At 62.4% G+C, this 25,928-nt stretch carries 26 protein-coding genes and 2 pseudogenes; 15 read left to right on the top strand and 13 right to left on the bottom strand.

Annotated elements, in window-relative coordinates:
• Nucleotides 1-81: 81 nt before the first annotated feature.
• The 6 genes and pseudogenes from BQ8482_RS30170 to BQ8482_RS30130 all read left to right on the top strand — a co-directional run bounded on the left by BQ8482_RS30170 (nt 82) and on the right by BQ8482_RS30130 (nt 4,734).
• Entirely contained in the window at nt 82-291 is a 210-nt protein-coding gene (locus BQ8482_RS30170) for a hypothetical protein (protein WP_095496570.1), read from the top strand.
• 735 nt (nt 292-1,026) lie between these two features.
• Nucleotides 1,027-1,356, top strand: coding sequence for a hypothetical protein (locus BQ8482_RS30160; protein WP_123150917.1), 330 nt, complete (start codon nt 1,027-1,029; stop codon nt 1,354-1,356).
• A 21-nt stretch (nt 1,357-1,377) separates the two neighbouring features.
• On the top strand, nt 1,378-1,650 hold the full coding sequence (locus BQ8482_RS30155) for a hypothetical protein (protein WP_244603040.1): 273 nt from the start codon (nt 1,378-1,380) through the stop codon (nt 1,648-1,650).
• A gap of 61 nt (nt 1,651-1,711) precedes the next feature.
• On the top strand, nt 1,712-2,173 hold the full coding sequence (locus BQ8482_RS30150; protein WP_165848771.1) for a response regulator: 462 nt from the start codon (nt 1,712-1,714) through the stop codon (nt 2,171-2,173).
• 585 nt (nt 2,174-2,758) lie between these two features.
• The gene (locus BQ8482_RS30140) at nt 2,759-2,959 is read left to right on the top strand and encodes a hypothetical protein (RefSeq protein WP_123150929.1); all 201 of its coding nucleotides are present in this window, start codon (nt 2,759-2,761) and stop codon (nt 2,957-2,959) included.
• Nucleotides 2,960-3,508: 549 nt separating this feature from the next.
• Nucleotides 3,509-4,734, top strand: a pseudogene (locus BQ8482_RS30130) (anion transporter).
• A gap of 47 nt (nt 4,735-4,781) precedes the next feature.
• Here the strand turns inward: BQ8482_RS30130 and BQ8482_RS30125 are convergent.
• On the bottom strand, nt 4,782-5,171 hold the full coding sequence (locus tag BQ8482_RS30125; RefSeq protein ID WP_123150913.1) for a YkvA family protein: 390 nt from the start codon (nt 5,169-5,171) through the stop codon (nt 4,782-4,784).
• 111 nt (nt 5,172-5,282) lie between these two features.
• Nucleotides 5,283-5,780 (bottom strand): MarR family winged helix-turn-helix transcriptional regulator, encoded by a 498-nt coding sequence (locus tag BQ8482_RS30120; RefSeq protein ID WP_244603039.1) that lies wholly within the window; start codon nt 5,778-5,780, stop codon nt 5,283-5,285.
• Nucleotides 5,781-5,936: 156 nt separating this feature from the next.
• On the opposite strand from BQ8482_RS30120, the gene BQ8482_RS30115 reads away from it, so the two are divergent.
• Nucleotides 5,937-6,737 (top strand): SDR family NAD(P)-dependent oxidoreductase, encoded by an 801-nt coding sequence (locus tag BQ8482_RS30115; protein ID WP_123150911.1) that lies wholly within the window; start codon nt 5,937-5,939, stop codon nt 6,735-6,737.
• 49 nt (nt 6,738-6,786) lie between these two features.
• Here BQ8482_RS30115 and BQ8482_RS30110 read toward each other — a convergent pair whose 3' ends face one another.
• The 4 genes from BQ8482_RS30110 to BQ8482_RS30095 all read right to left on the bottom strand — a co-directional run bounded on the left by BQ8482_RS30110 (nt 6,787) and on the right by BQ8482_RS30095 (nt 9,806).
• Nucleotides 6,787-7,116 carry a cupredoxin domain-containing protein gene (locus BQ8482_RS30110; RefSeq protein ID WP_165848770.1) on the bottom strand — a complete coding sequence of 110 codons (330 nt, stop codon included), beginning with the start codon at nt 7,114-7,116 and terminating at the stop codon, nt 6,787-6,789.
• Nucleotides 7,113-7,637 carry a DUF4142 domain-containing protein gene (locus BQ8482_RS30105; protein ID WP_123150910.1) on the bottom strand — a complete coding sequence of 175 codons (525 nt, stop codon included), beginning with the start codon at nt 7,635-7,637 and terminating at the stop codon, nt 7,113-7,115. Before BQ8482_RS30105 ends, BQ8482_RS30110 begins: the two co-directional genes overlap by 4 nt.
• Nucleotides 7,638-7,735: 98 nt before the next feature.
• Nucleotides 7,736-8,401, bottom strand: coding sequence for an RNA polymerase sigma factor (locus tag BQ8482_RS30100; RefSeq protein ID WP_123150927.1), 666 nt, complete (start codon nt 8,399-8,401; stop codon nt 7,736-7,738).
• A 232-nt stretch (nt 8,402-8,633) separates the two neighbouring features.
• A complete protein-coding gene (locus BQ8482_RS30095) occupies nt 8,634-9,806 on the bottom strand; it encodes a cystathionine beta-lyase (protein ID WP_123150926.1) in 1,173 nt (390 codons plus the stop codon).
• Between the two features lie 437 nt (nt 9,807-10,243).
• Here BQ8482_RS30095 and BQ8482_RS30090 point away from each other — a divergent pair, with 437 nt between their 5' ends.
• The 5 genes and pseudogenes from BQ8482_RS30090 to BQ8482_RS30070 all read left to right on the top strand — a co-directional run bounded on the left by BQ8482_RS30090 (nt 10,244) and on the right by BQ8482_RS30070 (nt 15,298).
• On the top strand, nt 10,244-11,272 hold the full coding sequence (locus tag BQ8482_RS30090) for an amino acid ABC transporter substrate-binding protein (RefSeq protein WP_123150909.1): 1,029 nt from the start codon (nt 10,244-10,246) through the stop codon (nt 11,270-11,272).
• 63 nt (nt 11,273-11,335) lie between these two features.
• The gene (locus BQ8482_RS30085; RefSeq protein ID WP_123150908.1) at nt 11,336-12,523 is read left to right on the top strand and encodes an amino acid ABC transporter permease; all 1,188 of its coding nucleotides are present in this window, start codon (nt 11,336-11,338) and stop codon (nt 12,521-12,523) included.
• Between the two features lie 4 nt (nt 12,524-12,527).
• A complete protein-coding gene (locus BQ8482_RS30080; protein WP_123150907.1) occupies nt 12,528-13,685 on the top strand; it encodes an amino acid ABC transporter permease in 1,158 nt (385 codons plus the stop codon).
• A gap of 75 nt (nt 13,686-13,760) precedes the next feature.
• On the top strand, nt 13,761-14,510 hold the full coding sequence (locus BQ8482_RS30075; protein WP_174654397.1) for an amino acid ABC transporter ATP-binding protein: 750 nt from the start codon (nt 13,761-13,763) through the stop codon (nt 14,508-14,510).
• A 102-nt stretch (nt 14,511-14,612) separates the two neighbouring features.
• A pseudogene (locus BQ8482_RS30070) lies at nt 14,613-15,298 on the top strand (TIGR02117 family protein).
• A 96-nt stretch (nt 15,299-15,394) separates the two neighbouring features.
• On the opposite strand, the gene BQ8482_RS30065 reads toward BQ8482_RS30070, so the two are convergent.
• Together BQ8482_RS30065 and BQ8482_RS30060 are read right to left on the bottom strand one after the other, a co-directional pair.
• The gene (locus tag BQ8482_RS30065; RefSeq protein ID WP_123150906.1) at nt 15,395-16,624 is read right to left on the bottom strand and encodes an FAD-dependent monooxygenase; all 1,230 of its coding nucleotides are present in this window, start codon (nt 16,622-16,624) and stop codon (nt 15,395-15,397) included.
• A 16-nt stretch (nt 16,625-16,640) separates the two neighbouring features.
• A complete protein-coding gene (locus BQ8482_RS30060) occupies nt 16,641-16,886 on the bottom strand; it encodes a zinc-finger domain-containing protein (RefSeq protein WP_123150925.1) in 246 nt (81 codons plus the stop codon).
• 317 nt (nt 16,887-17,203) lie between these two features.
• Here BQ8482_RS30060 and BQ8482_RS30055 point away from each other — a divergent pair, with 317 nt between their 5' ends.
• Both BQ8482_RS30055 and ppx read left to right on the top strand, forming a co-directional pair.
• Nucleotides 17,204-19,405: an RNA degradosome polyphosphate kinase gene (locus BQ8482_RS30055; protein WP_123150905.1), complete on the top strand. Its 2,202-nt coding sequence runs from the start codon at nt 17,204-17,206 to the stop codon at nt 19,403-19,405.
• Nucleotides 19,405-20,940, top strand: a complete 1,536-nt coding sequence (gene ppx, locus BQ8482_RS30050) for an exopolyphosphatase (protein WP_123150904.1) — start codon at nt 19,405-19,407, stop codon at nt 20,938-20,940. The genes BQ8482_RS30055 and ppx overlap by 1 nt, the downstream gene beginning before the upstream one ends.
• Nucleotides 20,941-20,949: 9 nt before the next feature.
• Here the strand turns inward: ppx and BQ8482_RS30045 are convergent, their stop codons facing one another.
• The 4 genes from BQ8482_RS30045 to BQ8482_RS30030 form a co-directional block, all read right to left on the bottom strand.
• Entirely contained in the window at nt 20,950-21,372 is a 423-nt protein-coding gene (locus BQ8482_RS30045) for a DoxX family protein (protein WP_123150903.1), read from the bottom strand.
• Nucleotides 21,373-21,543: 171 nt separating this feature from the next.
• Nucleotides 21,544-21,966, bottom strand: a complete 423-nt coding sequence (locus tag BQ8482_RS30040) for a DoxX family protein (RefSeq protein ID WP_123150902.1) — start codon at nt 21,964-21,966, stop codon at nt 21,544-21,546.
• A 123-nt stretch (nt 21,967-22,089) separates the two neighbouring features.
• The gene (fumC, locus tag BQ8482_RS30035; RefSeq protein ID WP_123150901.1) at nt 22,090-23,487 is read right to left on the bottom strand and encodes a class II fumarate hydratase; all 1,398 of its coding nucleotides are present in this window, start codon (nt 23,485-23,487) and stop codon (nt 22,090-22,092) included.
• 130 nt (nt 23,488-23,617) lie between these two features.
• Complete coding sequence (locus tag BQ8482_RS30030) at nt 23,618-24,400, bottom strand: NIPSNAP family protein (protein ID WP_123150900.1); 783 nt, start codon at nt 24,398-24,400, stop codon at nt 23,618-23,620.
• Nucleotides 24,401-24,481: 81 nt separating this feature from the next.
• Between BQ8482_RS30030 and BQ8482_RS30025 the strand changes: the two genes are divergently transcribed.
• The gene (locus BQ8482_RS30025) at nt 24,482-25,180 is read left to right on the top strand and encodes a TetR/AcrR family transcriptional regulator (protein ID WP_165848768.1); all 699 of its coding nucleotides are present in this window, start codon (nt 24,482-24,484) and stop codon (nt 25,178-25,180) included.
• Between the two features lie 36 nt (nt 25,181-25,216).
• Here BQ8482_RS30025 and BQ8482_RS30020 read toward each other — a convergent pair whose 3' ends face one another.
• Nucleotides 25,217-25,804 carry a hypothetical protein gene (locus tag BQ8482_RS30020; protein WP_123150899.1) on the bottom strand — a complete coding sequence of 196 codons (588 nt, stop codon included), beginning with the start codon at nt 25,802-25,804 and terminating at the stop codon, nt 25,217-25,219.
• Nucleotides 25,805-25,928 lie beyond the last annotated feature (124 nt).

Genomic DNA, 25,928 nt, shown 5'->3' with positions numbered 1-25,928 from the left:
AGGCGCGCCGCTCCGCTGGTGCGGTTTTTTGGTGTATGATAATGCCGCACGAACAAAATCTCTGGGCGAAGGGGGTTTGTCATGCCGATTCGTGGAAAAGCCGAGCATGCGGGTGTCTTCAACCCGACCGAGTTGGCCCTACTGGCGCGGGTGTTCGAGCGGTTGAAGATTGACAGTGAATCTGCGCATCGACGTGAAGCGCTCGCGTCCCGAATTATTGCCAACTACATGGCCGGAGTGGTGGACGAAGAAGAACTTCTGTCGGTTTCGAAACAAGCGCTGGGGCGGTAGGACCGGGTAAAGCAAGGCTCACCGAGTTGAGCATTCCAACCGCCGGTTGGTAGACGCGACGCAGCCGGCGCGCGTAGGATTTCCTACAATCCGGGCACGCCCACCCCCGCCCACCCTGTGCCTGGTGAACGACTGATCGCCCGCCGTGCCGAAAGGTGCGGCGGGCTTTTTGACTTCCGTATGGAACACCGGTCGGGGAGGGCGTTCGGCTTCCGCAGCATCTTCTCCTCTCCCGGAGGCGCGGGCTTTTCGAGCGGTGGTTATCTGGTTGACAGGCCCGGTTGGGAGATAGCCAACAAACCGTGCTACATGGGCGATGAAATTCCCCGCCCGGCGTACGACCTTGCCAACACATTGAGCGAGATCGGGCTGGCGCGGGCGCTACGTGCCACCCTTGCGCATCAGAGGGCGCGAATGATCGCCTTACTTAGCGATCTGCCCAAACCCGAATGGAAGCCAGAGATGCCGCCGCCGTCCGCGCTCATTTGCGAGCTGCCGGCGCTGCCCAGCCGTAGGCGTTGACTGATTTTTTCCGTTCCGGAAATGCTGATGCATGTCGCGCAAAAGTGTGCAGCGGTTTTGCGATAACGACATGCATAAAACAGCAACCTAAAGCGCGTCGCATGAGGCCGGTCAAACGCGACGCGCTTTAAGGCTTGCCTGTCGCAACCGATGGTAGTAGATTGATATGATTAATTCTAAAAGTTGAGCAGATGTGACAGGTTACTAGGTGCCATGGGCGAGCGCGGTGAGGAATACCTCCCTGAATGGATTGCAGGCCATCTGTCCGATGATCCGGTAATTGCCGGAGACATCTCGGCCAGAATTTGGAACATGAAGAACGTTGGGCTCCCGTCCCGTGGGATGAGGAGAAGCCAGCGGAAAGAAGCGTTGATCGAGGGCGGAGGTGAAGCTTTGGAAGCTCAGTCGACTCGCGCGATCACCGTCATCTTCCCAGACGCAACACCCATCATGCTATTGGCTGTCTTGGCGCTTTCTGTGCTGTTGCTCCTGGGCGTGGCAGGGTCCGGGCTATTAGATGAGGCGGTTGCGTCAAGGCTCTGACGGAAAGCGAGTTCGAACTGCTTGGCGTCGAGCGCGGAGAGCAAGCCCGCGTTTGCGCTCGTGGGCGAGCCGGGCACCCGGAAATATGTTGGTAGTGCCTTCGTCAGCGTCAATCGCGAGATGCGCGAGCGGCTTTGGAAGCGCGTCCAGGAGCATGCCGGCGAGGCACCCAAGGACATGAAGAAGCGGCCGGCAACGCAGTGGGTGAAACCGGGCATCAAGGCCTGCGTGAAGCACTTGGCGGCGAGGACGATCTTCGGCACGCCTCGCTTCCCAAGGCTTTGGGAAGACTAGGTGCGACGTGACTGTTTTCGCTCGTTAAAAATTGAGTATGGACTCTGATCCTGACAGGATTATGAATTATCCGGGCCTGTTGTCGGGATGTCAGCGCACACCGTGCTCCTGCCCATCAAAGGAGGAGGACAGGAGAAAGCCTCTGGCGCTCATCTTTGAGGACGAGCCGATGATCGTTATCGATATCGAGGCGTCACTCAGAGAGGCTGGCTTTGCGGTGGCCTCAGAGCCAAGTTGCAGTCGTGCACGACTAATTTTGGCCCTTGTTGAGCCGGACGTCGTCATCCTGGACGTGCTCTTGCAGGACTGCATCAGCTCTTCGGTTGCTGAAGAACTCGTGGCCCGTAATATCCCTTTTGTAATTTATAGTGCCACGGACATCGAGGGCCGCGGTGAGGCCTTCAAGGCCGGTACTTTTGTCGCGAAACCTGCGGACGAATCCGTGCTTGTAGCTTTGGCGGATTCCATGGCTAGGGCATCCACGGCTGCGAGAACGCTTCGAGAAAGCTCGAGAGACGGGTGAGTGCTCTAAAATCCGCTGTCAGAAACTCAAAACCGCGCGATTGGCTACACCGAACGCATAAAGAGGCGACGAACCGCGCTGCGCCCCCGGCATGAGGCTCCACATCAGGCATCTCCGTGACGAGGAAGAGTTGCGCCACGCCTCGGTGCTGGGCTCCAGCGACGAGGACGCCTCAGTCGCGCTCGCACGGACCACCCGCCAAATCGAGGAATGGCGGGTGGTCCTTTATCAGCGCAGGAAGGGACTTAGCTGCGCAGATCTCAGTTTCGTTCTTCGGTCCAAAGCCTAACGACATTCCAATCGCCAGGAACGCTGTGGAGACGGCCAAGACCGGAGCGAGCAACCAGCGGGCTCGGTGAACGCCATTTTCCATGGGCTCTCCCATGAACTCAAAGCGAGCAACTACTACGAGCAGCCGCAGTTCCGGGTGGCGCGATGTCCGGACTATTACGCGAAACCAGGTGAGACTTAGGTCCCGTCTCGGATCAGACCGAAGCCCAGCCAAGGAACGTTTGCAGCTGCCTGAGGTTTGAAGAGCCTGGCGCGAAGACGATGCCGTTCAGCGCAGGGAGGAGTATGATCATCATGTCGAACCGTGAGATTGGAGCGTCCCAGGCGCTGCGAATGCGCGTGGCCGACCTCAATGAGAGGATGCGCGGCGCCCGGATTACCGAGAGTGAACTGAAGACCTTTCGAAAGGTCGCGGCCGTCATGGAGGGCGGCAAGGGCAGAATCGATGCCGACGATTTGATTGCCGCATCCTTCGTCGTCGAGACGCTGGACTAGCCAAACCGCCTACAAGCTCTCCAGAATGCGAGGCGCTGCAATGTCCCTCTCTCCCAGCCTATTCTCTGTTGGCCTGACTTTCCAATGCCCGCAATGCGACTTCGCCGTCATCAAGAACGGCAGCTGGTTTCAGGTCGTTTCCCACTACAGGTGTGAGGGATGCGGACGCGAGATCCGGATTACCTATCGCGACAAGATTGCGATCTTCCAGAAGCACGCGCACTTGGCCATGCCGCCGCCGGGAGCGCGGTAGATGCGACAGATGTGCAGACCCCTTCACCGGATGTGAGCTCGAATTGCTGGGGTCGAGTGCGAGGCGCCGGCATTCGCTCTGATGGGCGAGATCGGCACGCGCAAGTATGTCGGCTCGGCCTTCACTGATTCCAGCCGCGCGATGGTATCACCAATCGCCCGGGCGCCTCGGTAGACAGGATTCGCCGACGTCGCGGGCATCTCTTGTGCTTGCGTTCATTCATGTCGCAGTGAGGAGGGGCATTGGCGATTCGCCAATGGCGGGGCAGGGCGGATCTGAACGGGGCTTTTCCACGAATGACATTGATGGGCGCGGCGGCACTGCTGATCCTGATCCTGACCTATGCCGGCGTCGCCGTCGGCAGGTTCCCCGGCTTGCGCCTCGACCGGGCAGGCATTGCGCTGCTCGGCGGTGCGGCGATGATCGCCATCGGCGCGCTCAGCCTGGAGGATGCCTACCGTGCCATCAATTTCGATACCATCACGCTGCTGCTCGGCATGATGATCGTTGTGGCGCATCTGAAAGTGTCGGGCGCTTTTCGCGCGCTCGGCGCCGTCGCCATCGAGCACGCGCACGCGCCGTTCATGCTGCTGGTGATGGTGACGCTGCTGACCGGCGTTCTGTCAGCGTTCCTGGTCAATGACGCGATCTGCCTGGTCATGGCGCCGATCGTCGTCCACGTCACCCGCGTCATCAACCGCAACCCGCTTCCCTATCTGATCGCTACCGCCACGGCGTCGAATTGCGGCAGCGTCGCCACCATCACCGGCAACCCGCAGAATATGGTCATCGGCGCGCTGTCGGGGATATCCTATCCGGCCTTCTCGGCAGCCCTGGCGCCGGTCGCGCTGTTCGGCCTCATCGCCGTCATCGTCATAGTACGGATCGTCTATCGCGCCGAATTCGCGCGCAAGGCCGAGCTCAGCCCCGAGGTCTATCGCGGCCGCATGCTGCCGGGACAGGTGGTCAAGGCCGTGGTCGTCTGCATCGGACTGGCGATAGCCTTCTTTGCCGGCGTTCCGGTTGCCAAGGCGGCGCTCATAGGCGGCGCCATTCTTCTCGTGACCCGCGCAATCAAGCCGGCGCGCATCTACCGCGAGATCGACGGGCCGCTGCTGTTCATGTTCGCCGGCCTGTTCATCGTCGTCGCCGGCGCCGAGAAGACGCTGCTCAGCCCCGACATCGTCGCCTCGGCAAAAAACCTCGGGCTGGACGACGTCTGGCGGCTGTCCGGCTTCACCGCAGTGCTGTCCAACATCATGAGCAACGTTCCGGCCGTGCTGGCGCTGCGGCCGTTCATACCAGGCCTGGAAGACCCCGAGCGCGCCTGGCTGGTCGTCGCCATGAGCTCGACGCTGGCCGGCAATTTCACGCTGCTCGGTCAGTCGCCAATCTGATCGTCGCCGAGTACGCGCGGGTCTCCGGCACGCCACTGTCGTTCGCCGCCTTCTTCAAGGTCGGCTTACCGCTGACGCTGGTCACGCTGCTTGCCGGGACGGCATGGCTGGCGCTTGGGTTTTAGGCCGCCGGCGCAGCAGCCTAGGCGGTTCAAGCGCAAGCCTGATCAGACTATTTGGCGTGGGTGGGCCAGAACGCCCAGATCAGCAAAACTGCCAAAGCCAGCCAGAGCGCCACGACAAGAAACATCCCCGTCCTGCTTTGCGGGTGTTTTTCGAGCGCGGCAGCCCGCGCTCGAAACTCGTCCATCAGCGGCGGCGGAACAAGCCTTATGGCCAGGATTACGCCGAGCGGGACGATAATCAGGTCGTCGAGATAGCCGAGCACCGGAATGAAATCCGGGATCAGGTCGATTGGGGAAAGCGCATAGGCGGCCACCATCCCCGCAACAAACTTTGCAAACCAGGGCACCCTGGGATCGCGTGCGGCGAACCACAGGGCGACGACATCAAGCTTGATGTCGCGCGCCCGGCTCTTTGCCGCTTCCAGCCATGCTTTCATAGGGTTACTTTAGCACAGATTGTCGTCCGCCTGCATCCGAGCGGCGGTCGCTGGTCGTAGAAAGACTTGGACCAGACCGTCCGTGGCGCGTCCCAAAGGGCGCGCGGCGCTTTAACACTCCGACGATTCGGTGCTGCTCGCCGGCTTCGCGCCCGAAACATAGGCGTCTAGAAAGTCTTGCGAGGCGACATCGTCGGCGAGGCTCCTCAGATTTTCGGCCGCGGCCGCCCCCAAAATCGTCTCGACGCGCCGGTTTGCCTCGACCCACACGACATATGCCTGCTGGTATCGCGCTTTTCCGAGCGGCGTCAGTACAGCATGTTTCGTTCGCCGATCGTGGGTATCGTGGCTGACCTCGACCAGACCGTCTCGCACAAGCGGCCGCAGAGCGTGCGTCAGCGCTGAGATCTGGATCGCGAGGCGGCCGGCGAGGACCTGCAGCGTCGGCCCGTCCTCGCCGTAAGCGGCCGCGAGCCCGTCGATCTGGCCGAGCAGAAGGGTTTGCGTTGAAGTCAGCCCGGTTGGAACCAGTGCCGCGTCATACAACTGGCCAAGCCGGCGCGCCGCACGGCGCAGCGACGAATTGATGCAGACGAAATCGCTCGGCATGCCGGGCGCTTCTGCATCTGGCTCGTCCCGATCTTCGAGCGTCGCAAACGATTCGACCGTTTTTTTCATCCTTACAAAATAGTTGAGGGCTGAAGCATTGCAAAGGGGCACAGATCTGGCTAGTTAGTTGAGCGCTCAACATTCAGGAGATAGCCCATGTCGAACTCCGCATCCAAGCCGATCGCCGTCGTCACCGGCGCCTCCGCCGGCATCGGCGCCGTCTATGCCGACCGCCTCGCTGCCCGTGGTTATGATCTTGTGCTCGTGGCGCGCCGCGCCGAACGCCTGAAAACCCTCTCGGCAAAGCTGTCGCGGGCCTATGGCGCCAAGATCGAGGTGATCGGCGCCGACCTGACCAAGGAGGAGGGCTTGGCGCGTGTCGAGAAGGTGCTCGCCACCAACACCGCCATCACCCTGCTTGTGAACAACGCCGGCAACGGCACGCTCGGATCGACGATAAACACGTCCGACGAGAATGCCGCGTCGACGATCGCGCTCAACATCACGGCGCTGACGCGCCTGACCCGAGCGGCGCTGCCGGCATTCCTGTCGCGCGACGCAGGGGCGATAATCAACATAGCCTCGGTCATGGCGCTGCACTCGCTGCCGATCACCTCCCTCTACAGCGGCACCAAGGGTTATGTGGTGAACTTCAGCCGTGGCCTGCAGGAGGAGCTTGCCGGAACCGGCGTCAGGCTGCAGCTCGTTCTTCCTGCCGCGACCGCCACCGAATTCTACGAGTTCGCCGGCATGCCGCTTTCAGCGTTCGACCCGGCAGTGGTGATGACCGCGGAAGACATGGTCGATGCGGCCCTGGCAGGGTTCGATCAGGGTGAAGCCATCACGCTGCCGTCGGTCCACGACCGCGCGCTTTGGGAAACCTATGACGCCGCCCGCGCCACCTTGTTCGCCGCGACGCAGACCGGCGAGCCGGCGCCTCGCTACCAGGCGGCTTGACGTCGCCGAACCGCCCTGCGAGCGCGCAGGGCGGTCTCCGCTGGCATGGCTAGGGCGACGTCACCGTCAGACGGCCTTTCATATTGGGATGGAAGCGGCAGAAATAGTCGACCGAACCTGCCGTCTTCAGCGTCAGGCTCGCCGCCTTCTTCGGCGGGATCGTTACCTCCCAGCCGCCTTTGACGGTCGCCGTGTGAGCGAACACGTCCTTGTTGACCCACTCGATCGTGTCGCCGACCTTCGCCTCGATGCTTGCGGGCGAAAACACCAGCTTCTCGATCGTCACCTCAATCGTTTCGGCCTTGGCTGGTGCGGCAGCAATAGTTAGCGCCATTGCAATCCACAGATGCCGTTTCGACACCGTTGGTGCTGTTCTCATTTCAGCATGCCGGCGACATGTTCGGCATGCTGTTCATGGCCCTGGAATAGCTTCAGGCCGGTCTCCAGCAGGCTCTTCAGTTCGGCATTCTCGGCCGAGGGGATCAGCAGGGTTTCGAGCGCGCCGTTGATCTGCTTGTGATAGGCGACCTCGTTGTCGACATAGGCCTTGTCGAACGCGGCGCCGTCGAGCTTGGCGAGCTTCGCCCGTTCCTCGTCCGCCGCCTTGGTCAGCGCCTTGCTGGTGGCGTTGTCCTCTGGCGTCACGTTGAGCTTCTTGACCAGGTCAAGCGCTTGTTTGTTTACGGCTTCATGGTCTCGCACCATGTCTTTGGCGAAATCGAGAATCTCCTTGTTCTTCGATTTCTTCAGCGCTTGCATGGCCGCCTCGACGTCAAGCACGCCGGCTGTGTAGGCGATGTGGGCGATCTGCGGGTCGCTCGGCCTGTCGGAGGCTTGCGCCAACGTCGCTGCGCTGAGCAGGAAAAGCGCTGCCAGTGCGGTGGTCGATCGAATAAACATGACGTTCTCCTTCGCCGGATGCGGTTGGCTCCGGGCATTTTCAGTTGACGATGATTGGATGCCGGAAGGGGGCAAACGTTCCCGGGAATTCGGGAAAATCAGCCGGTAAAGCCAAGCCGCTGCATCACCGCGGCGGTCAGCCGTTCACACCGGCGGCCGGCGAAGGGGAAGGCATCGAGCAGCACCGGGCCGATCTGATCGGCCAGCGCCTTGCGGACGAGGGCGCGGGCGCGGTGCAGCCGGGTCTTGACGGTTTCGGGCCGCACATCGAGCAATTCGGCGGTCTCGTCTATGCTGAGACCCTCGATCACCCGCGCCACGAATACTGTCCGGTAGACATCGGGAAGGCGATCGGTCGCCCGTTCGACAAGCTCGAGGATCTGCCGTTGCGCCATCATCCGCTCCGGATCGTCGCTGGGATTGAGGGGGAACTTGATGATTTCGGCTTGTAGATTTTGCGGCATCGCTACCGTTCGCCGCCTTTTGCGCAAACGCCCAAGCGCCTCGTTGATGACGATGCGTGACAGCCATGTGGCGAGAGAGGATTCGCCGCGAAAATCCCCGAGCTGGGCAAAGGCCCTGACATAGGCCTCCTGCACGACGTCTTCAGCCTCGCTGTCGTTGCGGACGACGCTGCGGGCGATACGATAGAGTCGCTGGTTGTGCATTTTGATAATCGTGTGGAAGGCTCCGCCCTCGCGCGCCAGCGCACGGCCGACAAGCTGCATCTCGCCGGATGCGGCGGGCATGACGGTCGCAGACATGACCGGTTTCCTCATCGCGAGCCAATCTCCTGACCTGAGGCAAATCCTCCGATCGAAACATTGGACGGCTTAACCGGCAAAAGGTTCCCGAACATTTTTCCCGGCGGCCGGCACCGACTACGCTACCGCTTCCACCAGCAGCTTGTCTGCAGCTTGCGCGCGCCGTTGCGGCCAGCAGATCGGCCTGCGCGATCAGGCCGAAGATGCGCCTGTTAGAGACCCCTTTCGTCGCTTAAGCAGCGGCCGCCGCCGCAGTGAAGCCGCGCGCCAGATCGGCCTTCAAATCCTCGACATCCTCGAGCCCGATCTGCAGGCGGATGAGCGGGCCGTCATAAGGACCCTTGGCGACGACGCGGTCGCCGAGGAACACCGGCACCGCAAGGCTCTCATAGCCGCCCCAGGAATAGCCGAGGCCGAATATCCTGAGCGCATCGAGGAAGGCATGCTGCTGTTTCTGGCCGCCGCCCTTGAGCACGATTGAAAAGATGCCGCTCGAGCCGCAGAAGTCGCGCTTCCAGAGATCGTGATCGGGGTGGCTGGCAAGCGCTGGATGCAGCACGCGCGCCACCCCCGGCTGGCCCTCCAGCCAGCCGGCGATGGCCAGTGCGCTGCGCTGATGGCGGTCCAGCCGTACGCCCATGGTGCGCAGGCCGCGCAGCACCTGATAGACATCGTCCGGCCCGGCGCAGCAGCCCATCGTGTAGAAGGTCTCGCAAAGCTGTTTCCAGCAGGCCTTGTTGGCCGACGCGGTGCCGAGCAGCACGTCGGAATGGCCGGCCGGGTATTTCGTCGCCGCATGGATCGAGATGTCGGCGCCATGGTCGAGCGGGCGGAAGTAGAGCGGCGTCGCCCAGGTGTTGTCCATCATGACGATCGCACCTGCCGCGTGTGCGGCGCTGGCAATGGCAGGTATGTCCTGCACCTCGAAAGTGTTGGAGGCCGGCGATTCGGTGAACACGACCCTGGTGTTGGACTTGATCAGCGCGGCAATACCGGCGCCGACATGCGGATCGTAGTACTCGACCTCGACGCCCAGCCGTTTCAGCATCGTATCGGCGAAATTGCGGGTCGGGTGATAGACGGAATCGACGATCAGGACATGGTCGCCCGCCGACAGGAAGGCGAGCAGCGGCACCGTCACCGCTGCCAGGCCCGAGGGCACCACAATCGTGCCGGTTGAGCCTTCCAGCCCGTCGATGGCGCTGGCAAGCGCGTCGGTGGTCGGCGTGCCGCGCGTGCCGTAGGTGTATTTCTGGCTGCGTGCCGCCATCGTCGCCGCGTTGGGATAGAGCACGGTCGAGGCATGCACGACCGGCGGATTGACGAAGCCGAAATAGTCGTGCGGATTGTTGCCCGAGTGGGCAAGCCGCGTGTTGATGCCCATTTCGTCGCCGTCTTTTGCCATTGCGCTTCGCCTCTGATGAAGCGCTAGCCATAGTGCGGCGGCATTGGCCGCGCAACCGTTCGCCATCCGCCAGCCGGCGGACTTGGATGTGCCAATTCATCCCATGACAACTCAGTAGTGCAGCCTGCCGAAGGCAGATTTCAAAAGCCCCGCCCGATTCGCGTTGATCGGACCTTGCCGGCTTTGTTCGCACCGCTGGGTAATTTCCAGGCGCGTTTGTCTGCAATTCAGGCATTTGCGGCAATTGGTTTTCGAACTCTTTCGGTTTCGGTCATTTTCCTTGACCTCACTGAAATAATCGCCTTCGATGCAGTTCGTGAATGGGAGGCAGCGCGTCGGTTGCGATGCGGGTTCCGGGAATGGGCCGGAACGGGAGCTGCGTTCACACGGAAAAAAGTCAGGTTCGCCTGAAAAAAACAGAAAAGGGTCTGTGGGTTATGAAACACATTGCAATCGGCATTCTAGGCGCCGCCGCGCTTGGATTGGTGGCTTCGGCCGCGTCGGCGGCCACGCTTGACGACGTCAAGGCCAAAGGCTTCATCCAATGCGGCGTCTCGACCGGTCTGGCCGGCTTCTCGGCGCCAGACGACAAGGGCGACTGGCAAGGCATCGATGCGGATTTCTGCCGCGCTGTCGCGGCCGCCGTTTTTGGCGATGGCACCAAGGTCAAGTTCACGCCGCTCAGCGCCAAGGAACGCTTCACCGCACTGCAGTCAGGCGAGATCGACCTCCTGTCGCGCAACACCACCTGGACCATCAACCGCGATACGGCGCTTGGGCTGAACTTCGTCGGAGTCACCTACTATGACGGCCAGGGCTTCATGATCAATGCCAAGAAGCTGCCGGGCGTGAATTCCGCACTACAGCTTTCGGGCGCGGCGGTCTGCGTGCAGAGTGGCACCACAACCGAACTCAACCTTGCCGACTATTTCAAGTCGAACAAGATGGAATACAACCCGGTCGTCTTCGAAAAGCTGGAAGAGGTCAACGCCGCCTATGACGCCGGCCGCTGCGACGTCTACACCACCGACCAGTCCGGCCTCTACGGCATCCGCCTGACGCTCGGCGCACCCGCCGACCACGTCGTGCTGCCCGAGATCATCTCCAAGGAACCGCTCGGACCGGCCGTGCGCCAGGGCGACGACCAATGGTACCACATCGTCAAGTGGACCTATTTCGCGTTGTTGCAGGCAGAGGAACTCGGCATCACCAAGGCCAATGTCGAGGAGATGAAGACCTCGGACAATCCCGAGATCAAGCGCGTGCTCGGCGAGGAAGCTGATACCAAGATCGGCACCGATCTCGGCGTCTCCAACGACTGGGTCGTCAACATCGTCAAGGCCGTCGGCAATTACGGCGAACTGTTTGAACGCAATGTCGGTTCGGGCAGCCCGCTGAAGATAGCGCGCGGCATCAACGCGCTGTGGACCAAGGGCGGCCTGCAATACGCTCCGCCCATCCGCTGATCGAGATGTGATCCGGAAGGCAGATCGTCTGCCTTCCGGTTTCTCTTTCCAGGGGATGGTCGAATGGCATCGCAGGAAATTCTTCGCGAGGAGCCAAGCCGCGGCTCCTTCATCAACGATCCGAAGGTCCGCGGCATATTTTTCCAGGCGGTGGTCGTCATCGTGCTGGTGGCGTTGGTCTGGTGGATCGTCCAAAACACCATCGACAATCTGACGCGCCTGCACATTGCATCAGGCTTCGGCTTCCTCAGGGGCCGCGCCGGCTTCGACATCAGTGACAGCGCCATCGCCTATTCGTCGGATTCGACCTATGGCCGCGCCATTGTGGTCGGCTTCATCAACACGCTCATCGTTGCCGCCGCCGGCATCATTACCGCCACCATCATCGGCTTCATCCTCGGCATCGGCCGGCTTTCGCACAACTGGCTGATCCGCAAGATCTGCATGGTCTATGTCGAGGTCTTCCGCAACATTCCGCCGCTGCTGGTTATCTTCTTCTGGTATTCCGGCGTGCTTGCCGTGCTTCCCATACCGCGCGAGAGCATCAACCTGCCGTTCGGCTCCTTCCTCAACCAGCGCGGCTTCTATTTTCCGCGCGCCGTCTGGGGCGACGGCTCCTGGTTGATCTTCGTCGCTTTGCTTGTCGGCATCGCCATGGCGTGGTTCGTTGCCCGCAAGGCGCGTCAGCGGCAGATGGCGACCGGCCAGCAATTCCCGGTGTTCTGGACGTCGGCGGCGCTGATCGTCGGCCTGCCGTTGCTTGCCTATGCGCTGAGCGGCTTCCCGCTGAGCTTCGACTATCCAAAGCAATCGACCTTCAACCTGACTGGCGGCTTCCAGGTCAAGCCGGAGTTCCTGTCGCTCTATCTGGCGCTGTCCTGCTATACTGCGGCCTTCATCGCCGAAATCGTGCGCGCCGGCATCATGGGCGTCAGCAAGGGCCAGAGCGAAGCAGCCGGTGCGCTGGGTCTGCGTCCAGGATCGATCCTGCGGCTTGTGGTTGTTCCGCAAGCCATGCGCATCATCATTCCGCCATTGACCAGCCAGTATCTGAACCTGACCAAGAACTCTTCGCTCGCCATCGCCATCGGTTATCCGGATCTGACGGCGACCGCTGGAACGGTGCTGAACCAGACCGGCCAGGCGATCGAGTGCGTGCTGATCATGATGGTGGTCTATCTCGTGCTCAGCCTGCTGACCTCGGCGGTGATGAACGTGGTCAACGCCAGGATGGCGCTGGTGGAGAGGTAGCGACATGCAGGAACACGATACCTCCTGGGTTCGGACCGAAATGGCGCTGTCGCAACAGGCGCCCGCCGGCGTGCGCGGTCTGGGGGCCTGGATCCGCAAGAACCTGATCGCGTCGACCGGCGACACCATCCTGACCATCGTCGGCATCGTACTGGTCGCGATGATCCTGCCGCAGATTATCAATTGGGCCTTCATCAACGCCCAATGGACCGGAACCGACCGCACCTTCTGCGCCACGGTGGCGCAGGGCGGCATCCAGCCGGACGGCTGGTCCGGCGCCTGCTGGGCCTTCGTCAACGCCAAGTTCGGCCAGTTCATGTTCGGCCGCTATCCGATCGAGGAGCGCTGGCGGCCGATCCTGGTCGCCATCCTGTTCGTGGTGTTGCTGGTGCCGTTGCTCATCCCGCGCGTGCCGCGCAAGGGGTTGAACGCCATCCTGTTCTTCCTGGCACTGCCGATCGTTGCCTTCATCCTGCTGACGGGCGGCGTGTTCGGCCTGCTGCAGGTCGAAACTCCGCTGTGGGGCGGCCTGCTGGTGACGCTCAGCCTGTCCTTCGTCGGCATTGCTGTTTCACTGCCGGTCGGCATCGTGCTGGCGCTCGGCCGGCGCTCGAAGATGCCGATCGTCAAGACGCTGTGCGTCATCTTCATCGAGACGGTGCGCGGCATCCCGCTGATCACCGTGCTGTTCATGGCCAGCGTCATGCTGCCACTTTTCCTGCCGGCCGGCGTCACCTTCGACAAGTTGCTGCGCGCGCTGATCGGCGTATCGCTGTTTGCCGCTGCCTATATGGCCGAAGTGGTGCGCGGCGGCCTGCAGGCGATCCCCAAGGGCCAGTATGAGGGTGCCGATTCGCTCGGCCTCGGCTACTGGCAGAAGATGGGCCTGATCGTGCTGCCGCAGGCGCTGAAGCTGGTCATTCCCGGCATCGTCAACACCTTCATCGGCATGTTCAAGGACACCAGCCTTGTCTACATCATCGGCATGTTCGACCTGCTCGGCGTCGTCAAGCTGCACTTTTCCGACGCCAACTGGGCGACGCCGCAGACCGCCAGGTCCGGCCTGGTGTTTGCAGCCTTCGTCTTCTGGCTGTTCTGCTTCGGCATGTCGCGCTATTCGATGTTCACGGAACGCCGGCTCGACACCAGCTACAAACGCTAAGAACAAAAAAGGGAACCTGCCATGGCCACAGAAAATGCCGTCAGCGCGGAAGAGATCAAGGTCAATGCCGCCAAGATGCATATCTCCGACACCGATGTCGCCATCGACATCATCGCCATGCACAAATGGTACGGCGAATTCCATGTGCTGAAGGACATCAACCTGAAGGTGATGCGCGGCGAGCGGATCGTCATTTGCGGCCCTTCGGGCTCCGGCAAATCGACGATGATCCGCTGCATCAACCGGCTGGAAGAGCACCAGAAAGGCAAGATCATCGTCGACGGCAAGGAATTGACCAACGATCTGAAGAAGATCGACGAGGTGCGCCGCGAGGTCGGCATGGTGTTCCAGCACTTCAACCTGTTCCCGCATTTGACCATCCTGGAAAACTGCACGCTGGCGCCGATCTGGGTGCGCAAGACGCCGAAGAAGCAGGCCGAGGAAATCGCCATGCACTTCCTCACGCGCGTCAAGATCCCGGAACAGGCCAACAAATATCCCGGCCAGCTTTCCGGCGGCCAGCAGCAGCGTGTGGCCATCGCCCGCTCGTTGTGCATGAACCCGCGCATCATGCTGTTCGACGAGCCGACCTCGGCGCTCGATCCGGAAATGATCAAGGAAGTGCTGGAGACGATGGTTGGCCTCGCCGAAGAGGGCATGACCATGCTCTGCGTCACCCACGAGATGGGCTTTGCCCGCAAGGTCGCCAACCGGGTGATCTTCATGGATCAGGGCCAGATCGTCGAGCAGAACACCCCGGCCGAGTTCTTCGACCATCCGCGCCACGAGCGCACAAAACTGTTCCTGTCGCAGATCCTGCACTGATTGCTCTCACGCGAATCAAAAGAGCCCGGCCGAAATCCTGCCGGGCTCTTTTGCGTCTGAGCCGTCAGCAGGCGATTGCGCCCGATTGCGAGGCCGTCCCTCATGAGAAAGCCGTCCCTCGTGAAAAAGCTTGGGCGTTTTCTCGCCATTCTGGTGGTGGCAATCGTGCTTGCCGTGATGCTGGGCACAGTCATTCCACGGCCGCTCTTGCCGGCGGCCGCCGCCGATCCCGTCGCCACCAGGCACATCCTGGTGCTGAAAAATCCGATCCACACCGATATTGCCATCCCGGTCGATGACGATGTGCGCAAGCGCTTCCATTTCCTGGTCGATGACGGCATTCCGGCCGACATGGCTGGGGTCCGCTACATCGTCTTCGGCTGGGGCGGCCGCGCCTTCTATCTGGAGACGCCGACCTGGTCGGAACTGAAGGCGGTGCCGGTGATGAAGGCGCTGACCCTTGACGCTTCGGTGATGCATGTCGATGTCGCCGGCAACATTGTCGAGCCGCACCCCGACGTCGCCGGCTTCGACCCAGCGAGGAGCGTTTTGCAGCGCTGCTCGACTTCACCGCCGCAAGTTTCCAGCAAGGGCCGAACGGTCCGATCCTGATCGAGAATGCCGCCTATTCCAGGTTCGACCGCTTCTACGAAGCCAACGGCCGTTTCAACGCGCTGGTTGGCTGCAACACCTGGACAGCGGCGGCTCTACGTATCGCCGGCCTGCGGACAGGCTGGTGGAATCCGCTGCCGGCCTCGCTCGACCTGTCGATGCGGATTTATAATTGATGATCGTTCCGGCGTGATCAGCCGGTTTGCGATGACTGAGTGGGGGCAGAAGTCGAGCGCCTCATTCCTTCGCTGTCCCGCCAGACAGTCGAGCTTTCATCGCCGATCGACGATTTCCGGCGGCCGCCAGCCATAGAGCCAGTCGAGATCGGCCGCGAGCTTTTCCGGCGAGCGCAGCTTCAGGAACAGGTTGCGCGCGATGGCCACCGGCCCCGCTGCATGCCAGGCGAAGCGGTTGACGGCACCGCGCCGGGCGACCTTGGCGATGCGCGGGCGCCGCACCTTTTCCCAGGCGGCAAGCGCGCTCCCGGGATCGGCAGGCGAGGCGGCGACAAAGCCGGCAAGGGTTGCGGCATCCTCGATCGCCATCGCCGCGCCCTGCGCCGCAAACGGCGTCATCGCATGCGCCGCGTCGCCGATCAGGGCGATGCCGGCGGGCGTCGTCCATGGCTGTCCTTGGTCGACCGTATGGATCGGCCATGCGGTCCACGGGCCGGCGTCCTCGGCAAGACGGGCCAGTGCTGGCGCCGTGCCACGCATGGCGCCGGCGAGGATATTGGGGTCGGCGTGGCCCGACCAGCCCTCGGCGATGATCTCGCCCCTGGTGAAGGCGGCCAGGTTGAAAACCGTGCCGTTACTGACCGGATAGGTGACGAGGTGGAAGCCGGGATGCAGGAAGGTGGTCACGCAATTGGCGGCGCCGACCGCCGCAACGGCTTCTCCCGCGACGCTGTCTGCACTGATCGTAGCGCGCAAGGCAAGCTCGCCCGAAAACCGGCTTTTGGCCGCAAGCCCGCCAAAAGCGCGGATCGCCGACCAGACGCCGTCGGCGCCGATCAGCAGAAAGCCGTCGGCTTCGACCGTCTTGCCGGCAATCTTGACTGTTGCCGTGGTATGGCGCGGTCCTGTGGCGACGCCCCTGACGCGCGCGCCGGTGGCGAGACTGATGTCCGGCTGCTCGGCAAGGCGCGCCATCAGCGCGTCTTGCAGGTCAGCCCGATGAGCGACGAGATAGGGCGCCTGCCAGCGCCTTTCGGCTGCTTCGCCAAGCGGCACCCGCGCCAGCTCGCGCAGCGTGGCCGCCTCCTTGAGCACGACCGCCTCCGGCCGTACCGCCGCCGGCAACAGCCGGTCGAGCACGCCGAGCTGGCGAAGGATGCGCGTCGCGTTGGGTGAGAGCTGGATGCCGGCGCCGGCCGCTTCGAGGCGCGGCGCCTGTTCGAACAGCCGCACCAGATAGCCGCGCTCGGAAAACGCCAGCGCCGCAGTCAGTCCAGCGACGCCGGCTCCGGCGATAACCAGCTGCCGGGACCGGGTGTCGTCCATGGGGATGGCGTGCGCGTCAGGCGGCCTGGTCGATATAGAGGCATCCCGCAGGCTGCGTTTCCGTCGTCTTCAGCTTTGGCGAATAGCGATAAAGCGTCGAGCAATAGGGGCAGACCTTTTCATTGTCGTCGCCCATGTCGAGAAACACATGCGGATGGTCGAAAGGTGGGTTGGCGCCGGTGCACATGAATTCCTTGACGCCGATGTCGATCGCCGCATAGCCCGCATCGTTCTGGAAATGGGGAATGGAACCGCCTGCCATCGTCGTCTCCTTTATTTGCCGCATGACCCCGGATCATGCGCAAAATCAAAATTCCACCGCGACCTTTGCGCGTCCAAAGGACGCGCCGCGCTGTACCTGGATTGCATCTGGATCATAAGCAGTCTCTTTGCAAGATCGATGAAATCAAACTGTCGTAAAAGCCTGTCACAGGATAAGCTAAGCCGGTTAAGGCATGGTCCGAAAACCGAATTCGGTTTCGCTGGGGATCATGCGTAGCTTAAGTGGTGGGAGCGTCCTTTGCGCGTCCGCAAAGACGCGCCACGCTGTGGCCAGCGGGTGCGAAACGAGCAGGAACCATGAACGAACTAAAGCCGGTGCAGAGCGAATTCACCACTGTCGAGGTGGCGAGCCCAGAGGGCGGCAACCCGGACCGCTTCGTCAACCGCGAGTTTTCCTGGCTGCAATTCAACCGCCGCGTCCTCGAGGAATCGCTGAACGCCAATCATCCGCTGCTCGAGCGGGTCCGCTTCCTGTCGATTTCGGCCGCCAATCTCGACGAGTTCTTCATGGTCCGTGTGGCCGGTCTCGCCGGCCAGGTTCGCGAAGGTATCACGCTGAAGAGCCCGGACGGCCGCACCCCCGAACAACAGCTGGAACAGTTGCTGCGCGAGGTGGAGCGCCTGCAGGAGGACCAGCAGAAGAGCCTTTCCGCGCTGATGCTGCTGCTCGACAAGGAAGGCATCGAGAGCATCAGCCGCGATGCGCTGACCAAGGACGAGAAGACCTGGCTCGAGGATCATTTCCAGGAGCAGGTGTTTCCGGTGCTCACACCGCTTTCGATCGACCCGGCGCATCCGTTCCCATTCATTCCCAATCTCGGCTTCTCGATGGCCCTGCAACTGCGCCATCGCAGGAATGGCGAAGAGATGAGCGCGCTGTTGCGTCTGCCGGTGGCGCTGAAGCGCTTCATCCGCTTGCCTGACCGCAAGCGTCATGTCCGCTTCATTCCGCTGGAAGAGGCGGTCGGTCTCTATATCGGCAAGCTGTTCCCCGGCTACGAAGTCAAGGGCTCCGGCACGTTCCGCATCATCCGCGACAGTGACATCGAGGTCGAGGAGGAGTCCGAGGATCTCGTGCGCCTGTTCGAGACGGCGCTGAAGCGCCGCCGCCGCGGCTCGGTCATCCGCATCGAATTCGATAAGCTGATGCCGGCCGAACTGCGCGAGTTCGTCGCCGGCGAGCTTGGCGTCTCGTCGAGCCGCATCAGCGTGCTCACCGGTCCCCTGGCGCTCAGCCAGATTTCCGAGATCGTCGCCATCGCCCGCGACGATCTCAAGTTCACGCCCTATAATCCGCGCTTTCCCGAGCGCATCCGAGAGCACGGCGGTGACTGTTTCGCCGCCATCCGCGAGAAGGACATCATCGTTCATCACCCCTACGAGTCCTTCGACGTGGTGGTGCAGTTCCTGCGCCAGGCGATGGCCGACCCGGAAGTGGTGGCGATCAAGCAGACACTCTATCGCACCTCGAACGACAGCCCGATCGTGCGCGCTTTGGTCGACGCGGCGGAGGCCGGCAAGTCGGTAACGGCGCTGGTCGAGCTCAAGGCGCGTTTCGACGAGGAAGCCAATATCCGCTGGGCGCGCGACCTCGAGCGCGCCGGCGTTCAGGTCGTATTCGGCTTCCTCGAACTGAAGACCCATGCGAAAATGTCGCTGGTGGTGCGGCGCGAGGACGGCAAGCTGCGCAATTACGTGCATCTCGGCACCGGCAACTACCACCCGGTCACCGCGCGCATCTACACCGACCTGTCCTTCTTCACCACCGATCCGATGATCGCCCGCGATGTCGCCCAGCTGTTCAATTTCATCACCGGCTACGCCGAGCCGACCGAGGAGATGCGGCTGGCCATCTCGCCGTTCACCCTGCGCAAGCGCATCCTCAAGCACATTTCGGAGGAGATTTCGCATGCGCTGGAGGGCAGGCCGGCCCGCATCTGGATGAAGATGAATTCGCTGGTCGACCCGATCATCATCGACGCGCTCTATGACGCCAGCCGCGCCGGCGTCGAGATCGATCTCGTCGTGCGTGGCATCTGCTGCCTGAGGCCCCAGGTGCCGGGCCTGTCGGAAAACATAAGGGCCAAGTCGATCGTCGGCCGCTTCCTCGAACACAGCCGCATCTATTGTTTCGGCAACGGCCACGGATTGCCGTCGGACGGGGCGGTCGTCTACATCTCATCGGCCGATTTGATGCCGCGCAATCTCGACCGCCGCGTCGAAACCATGGTGCCGATCACCAATCCAACGGTGCATGAACAAGTCCTCGGCCAGATCATGCTGGGCAACATCATGGACAACCAGCAAAGTTTCGACGTATTGGCTGACGGAACCTCCCGGCGCGCCACGCTCGAGGAGGGCGAGGAACCGTTCAACGCGCAGGAATATTTCATGACCAATCCGAGCCTTTCCGGACGTGGAGATGCGCTGAAATCGCATGCGCCCAAGCGCATCGCGCAGTTCAAGCGCCGCAAGAAAAACGGCGCAGCGACCGGCTGATGATTTCAACGTCCCAGGGCCGGCTTCAGGACCGCCGACCGCTGTCCATCATCGACATCGGGTCGAACTCGATCCGTCTTGTCGTCTATGAGGGGCTGGCGCGCTCGCCGACCACGCTGTTCAACGAAAAGATGCTGGCCGGCCTCGGTCGCGGTATCGTTTCGACCGGAAGGCTCGATCCCGAGGCGGTGACCCGCTCGATGGAAGAATTCCGCCGTTTCCGCGCGCTGTCCGAGCAGGCCGGCGCCGAGCGTATGTATGTGCTGGCGACCGCCGCCGCCCGCGAGGCGGTCAACGGCCCCGATTTCATCCACCGCGCCGAAGATGTGCTCAAGACCGAGGTCCAGGTGCTGAGCGGGCGCCAGGAAGCGCATTATTCCGCGCTCGGCGTCATTTCCGGCTTCCACCCGGCCAACGGCATCGCCGGCGACCTCGGCGGCGGCAGCCTCGAACTGGTCGACGTCGACGGCGAGGCAATCGGCGACGGCATCACGCTGCCGCTGGGCGGTCTGCGCCTGCAGGACATGGCGAAGAACTCACTGGCCCAGGCGGGAAAGATAGCGCGCGACGAGCTCGCGAAGGCAAGGCTCCTGAAAGGCGGGCAGGGCAGGCCGTTCTATGCAGTCGGCGGCACCTGGCGAAACCTGGCCCGGCTCTACATGGAAATGACCAGCTATCCGCTGAGCGTCATGCACCATTACGAGATCGGCATCGACAGCGCTGCGAACTTCCTCAAGCAGGTCGCCAAGGGCGAGATCGAGAAGATAAGGGGTATCGAGGGCGTCTCAAAGAACCGCCGCTCGCTGCTGCCTTATGGCGCCATCGTGCTGCAGGAGATCATGGCGGCGATGCAGCCGTCCAAGATCATCGTCTCAGCGCTGGGCGTGCGCGAGGGCTTTCTCTATTCGCTGCTCGACAAAGCCGAGCAGAGGGCAGATCCGCTGATCTCGGCCTCGGAGGAACTCGCCCGGCTGCGTTCGCGCTCGGTCACCCACGCGCATGAGCTTGTCGAGTGGACGGGCAAGACATTCGCCGCTTTCGGCATCGAGGAGACCGTCGACGAGGCGCGTTACCGCCAGGCCGCCTGCCTGCTTGCCGACATCGGCTGGCGCGCGCATCCCGAATATCGCGGCAAGCAGTCGCTCAACATCATTGCCCACGCCTCCTTCATCGGCGTCGACCATCCCGGCCGCGCATTCCTGGCGCTGGCCAACGCATACCGTCATGAGGGCATCTTCAACGAATCGATCGCGCCGGAAATCAAGGCACTGGCAACGCCGCGCTATATCGAGCGCGCCCGCGTGCTGGCCGCGGTGATGCGCGTCGTCTACCTGCTGACGGCGGCGATGCCGGGCGTCATGCCGCGGTTGAAATGGGAGAGGCGCGGCAATGGCGTGCTGGCGCTGGTGCTGCCGGCGTCGCTGGCCGACCTTTACGGCGAGCGGCCGGCCGGCCGGCTGGCACAGCTGGCAAGGGTCACCAACCGCCGGCTGGTGCTGGCGGTCGAGGGCGGCTCCAGCGTTTCGGTCAAGTAGTCTGTCTCATCAAGTGGCGTCGGCGTCGATCCCAAAACCCTGGCCATCGAACGAATAGGCACCTGCACCAGCCATCGCCAGCGCCAGAAACCCACCTGATATGGCGATGTCCTTCATCAGCATCTGTGAGTGCATGAAGGTCAGTGTCGGATCGTCGCCGCCCTGGCCAAAATGGCCGATGAAGCCTGCCGCGATGCAGAAGGCGGCAAGCAGGAGCGCCACGATCGAGGTGTTGAGGCCGACGAGGATAAGCAGTCCGGCGATCAGCTCGAACAGGCCCGTCGCCCAGGCTACGAGTGTCGGCAGCGGCAGGCCGAGGCCGGCAAAATAACCTGATGTGCCGGCAATGTCGCTAAGCGCGTGGAAGCCGGACGGAACGAATAGCGCGGCGAGAAGCAGTCGGGAAAACAGAAGCAGCGCATTGCGGGGCATTGGTCACCTCCGATGTCGGCCAGGCCGGTTGGCCTGTTCCTCCCCGACGCCTCCACCTTAGCAGAAATTCGGGTCAGGCCACTCGGCCCGGCGAAAGTCTGGATAAACCGACAACGAAAAAGGGACGCGGAAAATTCCGCGCCCCTTGCTGCAAATCGTTCCTGGCCCGCTTCAGCCGCGCTTGGCGTCGACCGAATAGGCGCCTGCGCCCGAGGAAGCCAGCACGAGGAAGCCGCCGGCAATCGCCAGGTTCTTCATGAAGCTGATCATCTGCATCTGATCGGCCCAGCCGGTGTGGGCGACCAGTCCCGTGGCGACGGTGAAGACTGCCAGCACCCAGGCTGTAATCCGGGTCTGAAAGCCGATGAGGATGGCGAGACCGCCGAGCAGCTCGATCAGGCCGACGACAACGGCCGTTACGGTCGGCATCGGCAGGCCCATGCTGCCGAAGTAACCGGCGGTGCCGGCGATCGCAGTGAGCTTGCCGAAACCGGAAAGCACGAAGATGACTGAAAGCAGGACGCGGCCAAGCAGGATGGTGGCCGAGGCGTTGGAAACTGTGCCGGAACCGGCAACGGACGTGTTGGTGGACATGGTGAGCTCTCTCCGGAAGGGGTTGTGGTGTCCCCCCAGATAGATCAGGTCGACTGTTCACCAAAGATGCGGAATTGGTTACAGATCGTTCACAGCAGTAACGTTTTTGCGATCAGCGCAAGATCATCCCGGATGCGTCATGTCCTCCGGCCGCACCAGGCGGTCGTAATCGGCTTCGCTGACCAGCCCGGTGGCCAGCGCTTCCTCGCGCAAGGTCGTACCGTTCTTGTGCGCGGTCTTGGCGATCTTGGCGGCATTGTCGTAGCCGATGGTCGGCGCCAGTGCCGTCACCAGCATCAGCGAGCGGTCGAGGGCGGCCTTGATGTTGTCTTTCCGCGCTTCGATGCCGACGACGCAATTGTCGGTGAAGGAAATGGAGGCGTCGGCGAGCAGCTGCACCGACTGCAGGAAATTATAGGCCATCAGCGGATTGTAGACGTTGAGCTCGAAATGGCCCTGGCTGCCGGCGAAGGTCAGTGCCGCATTGTTGCCGAACACCTGCACGCAGACCTGCGTCAACGCCTCGCACTGGGTGGGGTTGACCTTGCCCGGCATGATCGACGAACCCGGCTCGTTTTCCGGCAGCGACAGTTCACCAAGGCCGGAGCGCGGGCCGGAGCCGAGCAGACGAATGTCGTTGGCAATCTTGAACAGGGCGCCGGCGCAGGCGTTGATGGCGCCATGCGAGAACACCATGGAATCATGGGCCGCCAGCGCCTCGAACTTGTTCGGCGCGGTGACGAAGCCGATGCCAGTGATCGCGGCGATGCGCGCCGCCACCTTCTCTGCAAAACCGACCGGTGCGTTGAGACCGGTACCGACTGCGGTGCCGCCTTGCGCCAGTTCCTGCAAGCCGGGCAGCGTCATCTCGATGCGTTTGATCGAGGAGGCGACCTGCGCGGCATAGCCTGAGAATTCCTGGCCAAGGGTGAGGGGCGTCGCGTCCTGCGTGTGGGTGCGGCCGATCTTGACGATGTGGGCGAAAGCTTTGGTCTTGGCCTCCAGCGCGGCGTGCAAATGCCTGAGCGCCGGCAACAGGTCGTGCACGATGCGCTCGGCGCAGGCGATGTGCATCGCCGTCGGATAGGTGTCGTTCGACGACTGGCTCATATTGACGTGGTCGTTGGGGTGCACCGGTTTCTTCGACCCCATGACGCCGCCCAGCAGTTCGATCGCCCGATTGGAGATCACCTCGTTGGCGTTCATGTTGGATTGCGTGCCCGAGCCGGTCTGCCAGACGACCAGCGGGAAATGATCGTTCAGCTTGCCGTCGATGACTTCCTGGGAGGCTTCGATGATCGCCTTGCCGATGGCCGGGTCGAGCCGCTTCAGCTCCATATTGGTTTCGGCCGCCGCCCGCTTGACGATGCCGAGCGCGCGAACGATCGACGCCGGCTGCTTTTCCCAGCCGATTTTGAAATTGCCCAGCGAACGCTGCGCCTGGGCGCCCCAGTAACGGTCGGCGGCGACCTCGATGGGACCGAACGTGTCGGTTTCGGTTCTGGTCTCTGGCGCGCTCACATGTCTCTCCGATCTGTCGAATTCGGCACCGGCGTATCGCGTTGCACAAATGGCTTCAAGCGGAGATTGTGGGCGGCAAGAATGCAAATCGGTTGAAGGAACGCAGGGGGACAAGGAAGAGGCTCGCCTCTCACCGCGCAAGCAGCGACTGTGAGGTTGGAGATAGGCGCAAGGTCTCGGTCGATCTAGCCAGACATGACTGGGCCTCCCGCTCGAATGCCTGCCACTCCGGGGAACTGGCAAGGGCTGCCTCGTGGCAGGCATGGGCGTCCGCGCTGTCGAAGGCGGCGACGCTGATGAAGACGTTTTCGCCTGATCGCACCGGCAGGCGGGGAAAGCTGTTTTCGGCATGCTCGGTGACGAAAGCGGCAAGTGGCCGCGCGCCAAGTGCCGCCAGGGTGGGAATGGCATCGGTTTCGAAGTGACTGGCGAAGTCGGTTTCGGCGCCGGGCCGCAGATGATGAATCTTGATGACAACAATATCCGACAAGCGATTGTCTCCGCTTGCCTTTTCGTAACCATGCAAGGCTGCTCGTTGCGATCCCGACAGATCGAAACCGGCGCCCGGCCATGCCGGTTTCAGCAACAGCACGTCGTCGAAGGAAATCATCGTGGCGTTGGCGGCATCGCGCCAGGCCGCCCAGACGGGTCCCTCGTAGAAAGCGGTCTGTGCATTTTTCCGCGCGACCATGCCGTCGAAGCCGCGCAGCCAGACGAACCTGTCAGGCCGGTCGAGATCGCGAAACTGACCGATGATGGTCATCCCTGCCGCTTCCTGACCCTCGATCAGGTGACCGTCGAAGATGCCGATCAGCGTCTCCCGCCGGCCGGGTTTCAGCGTGTACTGCCTGAGTTCGACGACCGGCGAGGCGTTGAGGCGGGATTTCGACGGGGCATTCGGGGGCAGGCTCATTGCGCAATCTCCAAAACAGCGTATTCATCCTGTTTTAAAACAGACCGGTTGTCCTGTTTTGTCAATCTGCTATCGTGTGGAATGTCAGCAGAGATTACCGCTCGCCCAAAGGTGCGGCCCGGGAAACGCACCAACGACCCGGAAGGCCTGCGCAAACGCGTGCTCGATGTCGCCGAAGCCTCGTTTCAGGCGCGCGGCTACCACGCTTCCAGCCTCGGCGACCTGATGGCGGCGGCAGGCGTCACCGGCGGCGCACTGCATCATCATTTCCCGACCAAGAAAGCGCTGGCGCTGGCGGTGATCGAGGAGCGGGTCGCCGCGGCCGTCGAAGCAACATGGATCGCGCCGGTGCACGCGGCAGGCTCGGCGCGCGAGGGCGTGCGCAACGTGTTCGAGGCCGTGGCGGCGGAACTGGAGCAACAGGGTTTCGTGCGCGGTTGCCCGCTCAACAACCTGGCGCATGAACTGTCGCTTGCCGATGCGGATTTCCGAGCTGCCCTTGCCAGCATCTTTTCGGCATGGCGTCAGGCGATCGCCGACAAGGTCAGGGCCGACCAGCAAGCGGGCAGGGAGCAGGACACCGATCCGCAGCGCTTCGCCGCGCTTGCGGTCGCGACCTATTCCGGCGCCATGTCGATCGCCAAGACGGCGCAGGATTCAGGCGTGCTGCGCGATTGCCTGAACGCGCTGGAGCAGGGAGCTTCCCCAGCTTCGTCATCCAAGGGCGAAGCAGTTGCGAAGCGACGTCGCAGGGTGCTGCGGCAGTACAAAGCCTTTTGATGCCGGAGCGCCAGTCGCCCTCTGCCCTGCCGGGACTTAATTCGGCAGCGGTTTGATGACCTCGTAGCCGACCACGCTTTCGGCGTTGGTGCCCTCGTCATAGCGCCTGGCCAGAACCGCTTGCAGGTCGGGCGCGTAGAGCGCGGTGAATTCATCCTGCGTCTTGCCGGCCTCGTTCTTGATCGTCTGCGTGACGGCGAGCACGTTGTATTTGCAGTCGCCCAGGCTGAACGTCTCCTTGCCCTTGACGTTGAACTCGAGCGTCTCGGTGCCCTTCGGCTGCTTGTTTGCTGCGAGGCGGACGAACACGGTCTTGCTTTTCGCCCCGGCCTTGAGCGGAAACAGCTTTCTGAGATCGGAAAATGGGATCATGGCAAGCTGACCGGTCTCGCTGTCGCGAAACACCTCGATCAAGCCGCCGAACAGAAACTGCGTCTGCGGCGATTGGGACTGGTATTCGTTGGCAACCGACACCATTCCACCCGCCGCCGGTCGAAACTCGCTGTGGATGCCGGGCCTTTCGAGAATGAAGCCGGCCTTGGCAGCCTTGGCGTCAATGCACTCGGCACCATGAGCGGCGCTCGCCAGGATGGTGAATATCGTGCCGATGGATATAGTCTTCATAGCGTCCTCGTCTGCCCGCGCAAGTTGAGTCCTGACACTGAAAGCAATGCCAGACCTGCGGCGCCGTGTCGACATGTTCGCGGCAACTGGACGAAGAGGCGCCGGCTGTGCTGAATTTCGCGCC

This window comes from Mesorhizobium delmotii (assembly GCF_900149755.1).
Classification (GTDB): Bacteria; Pseudomonadota; Alphaproteobacteria; order Rhizobiales; family Rhizobiaceae; genus Mesorhizobium; species Mesorhizobium delmotii.
Note: the sequence above shows the minus strand (reverse complement) of the source record. Positions and strands in the feature narration are given on the sequence as shown.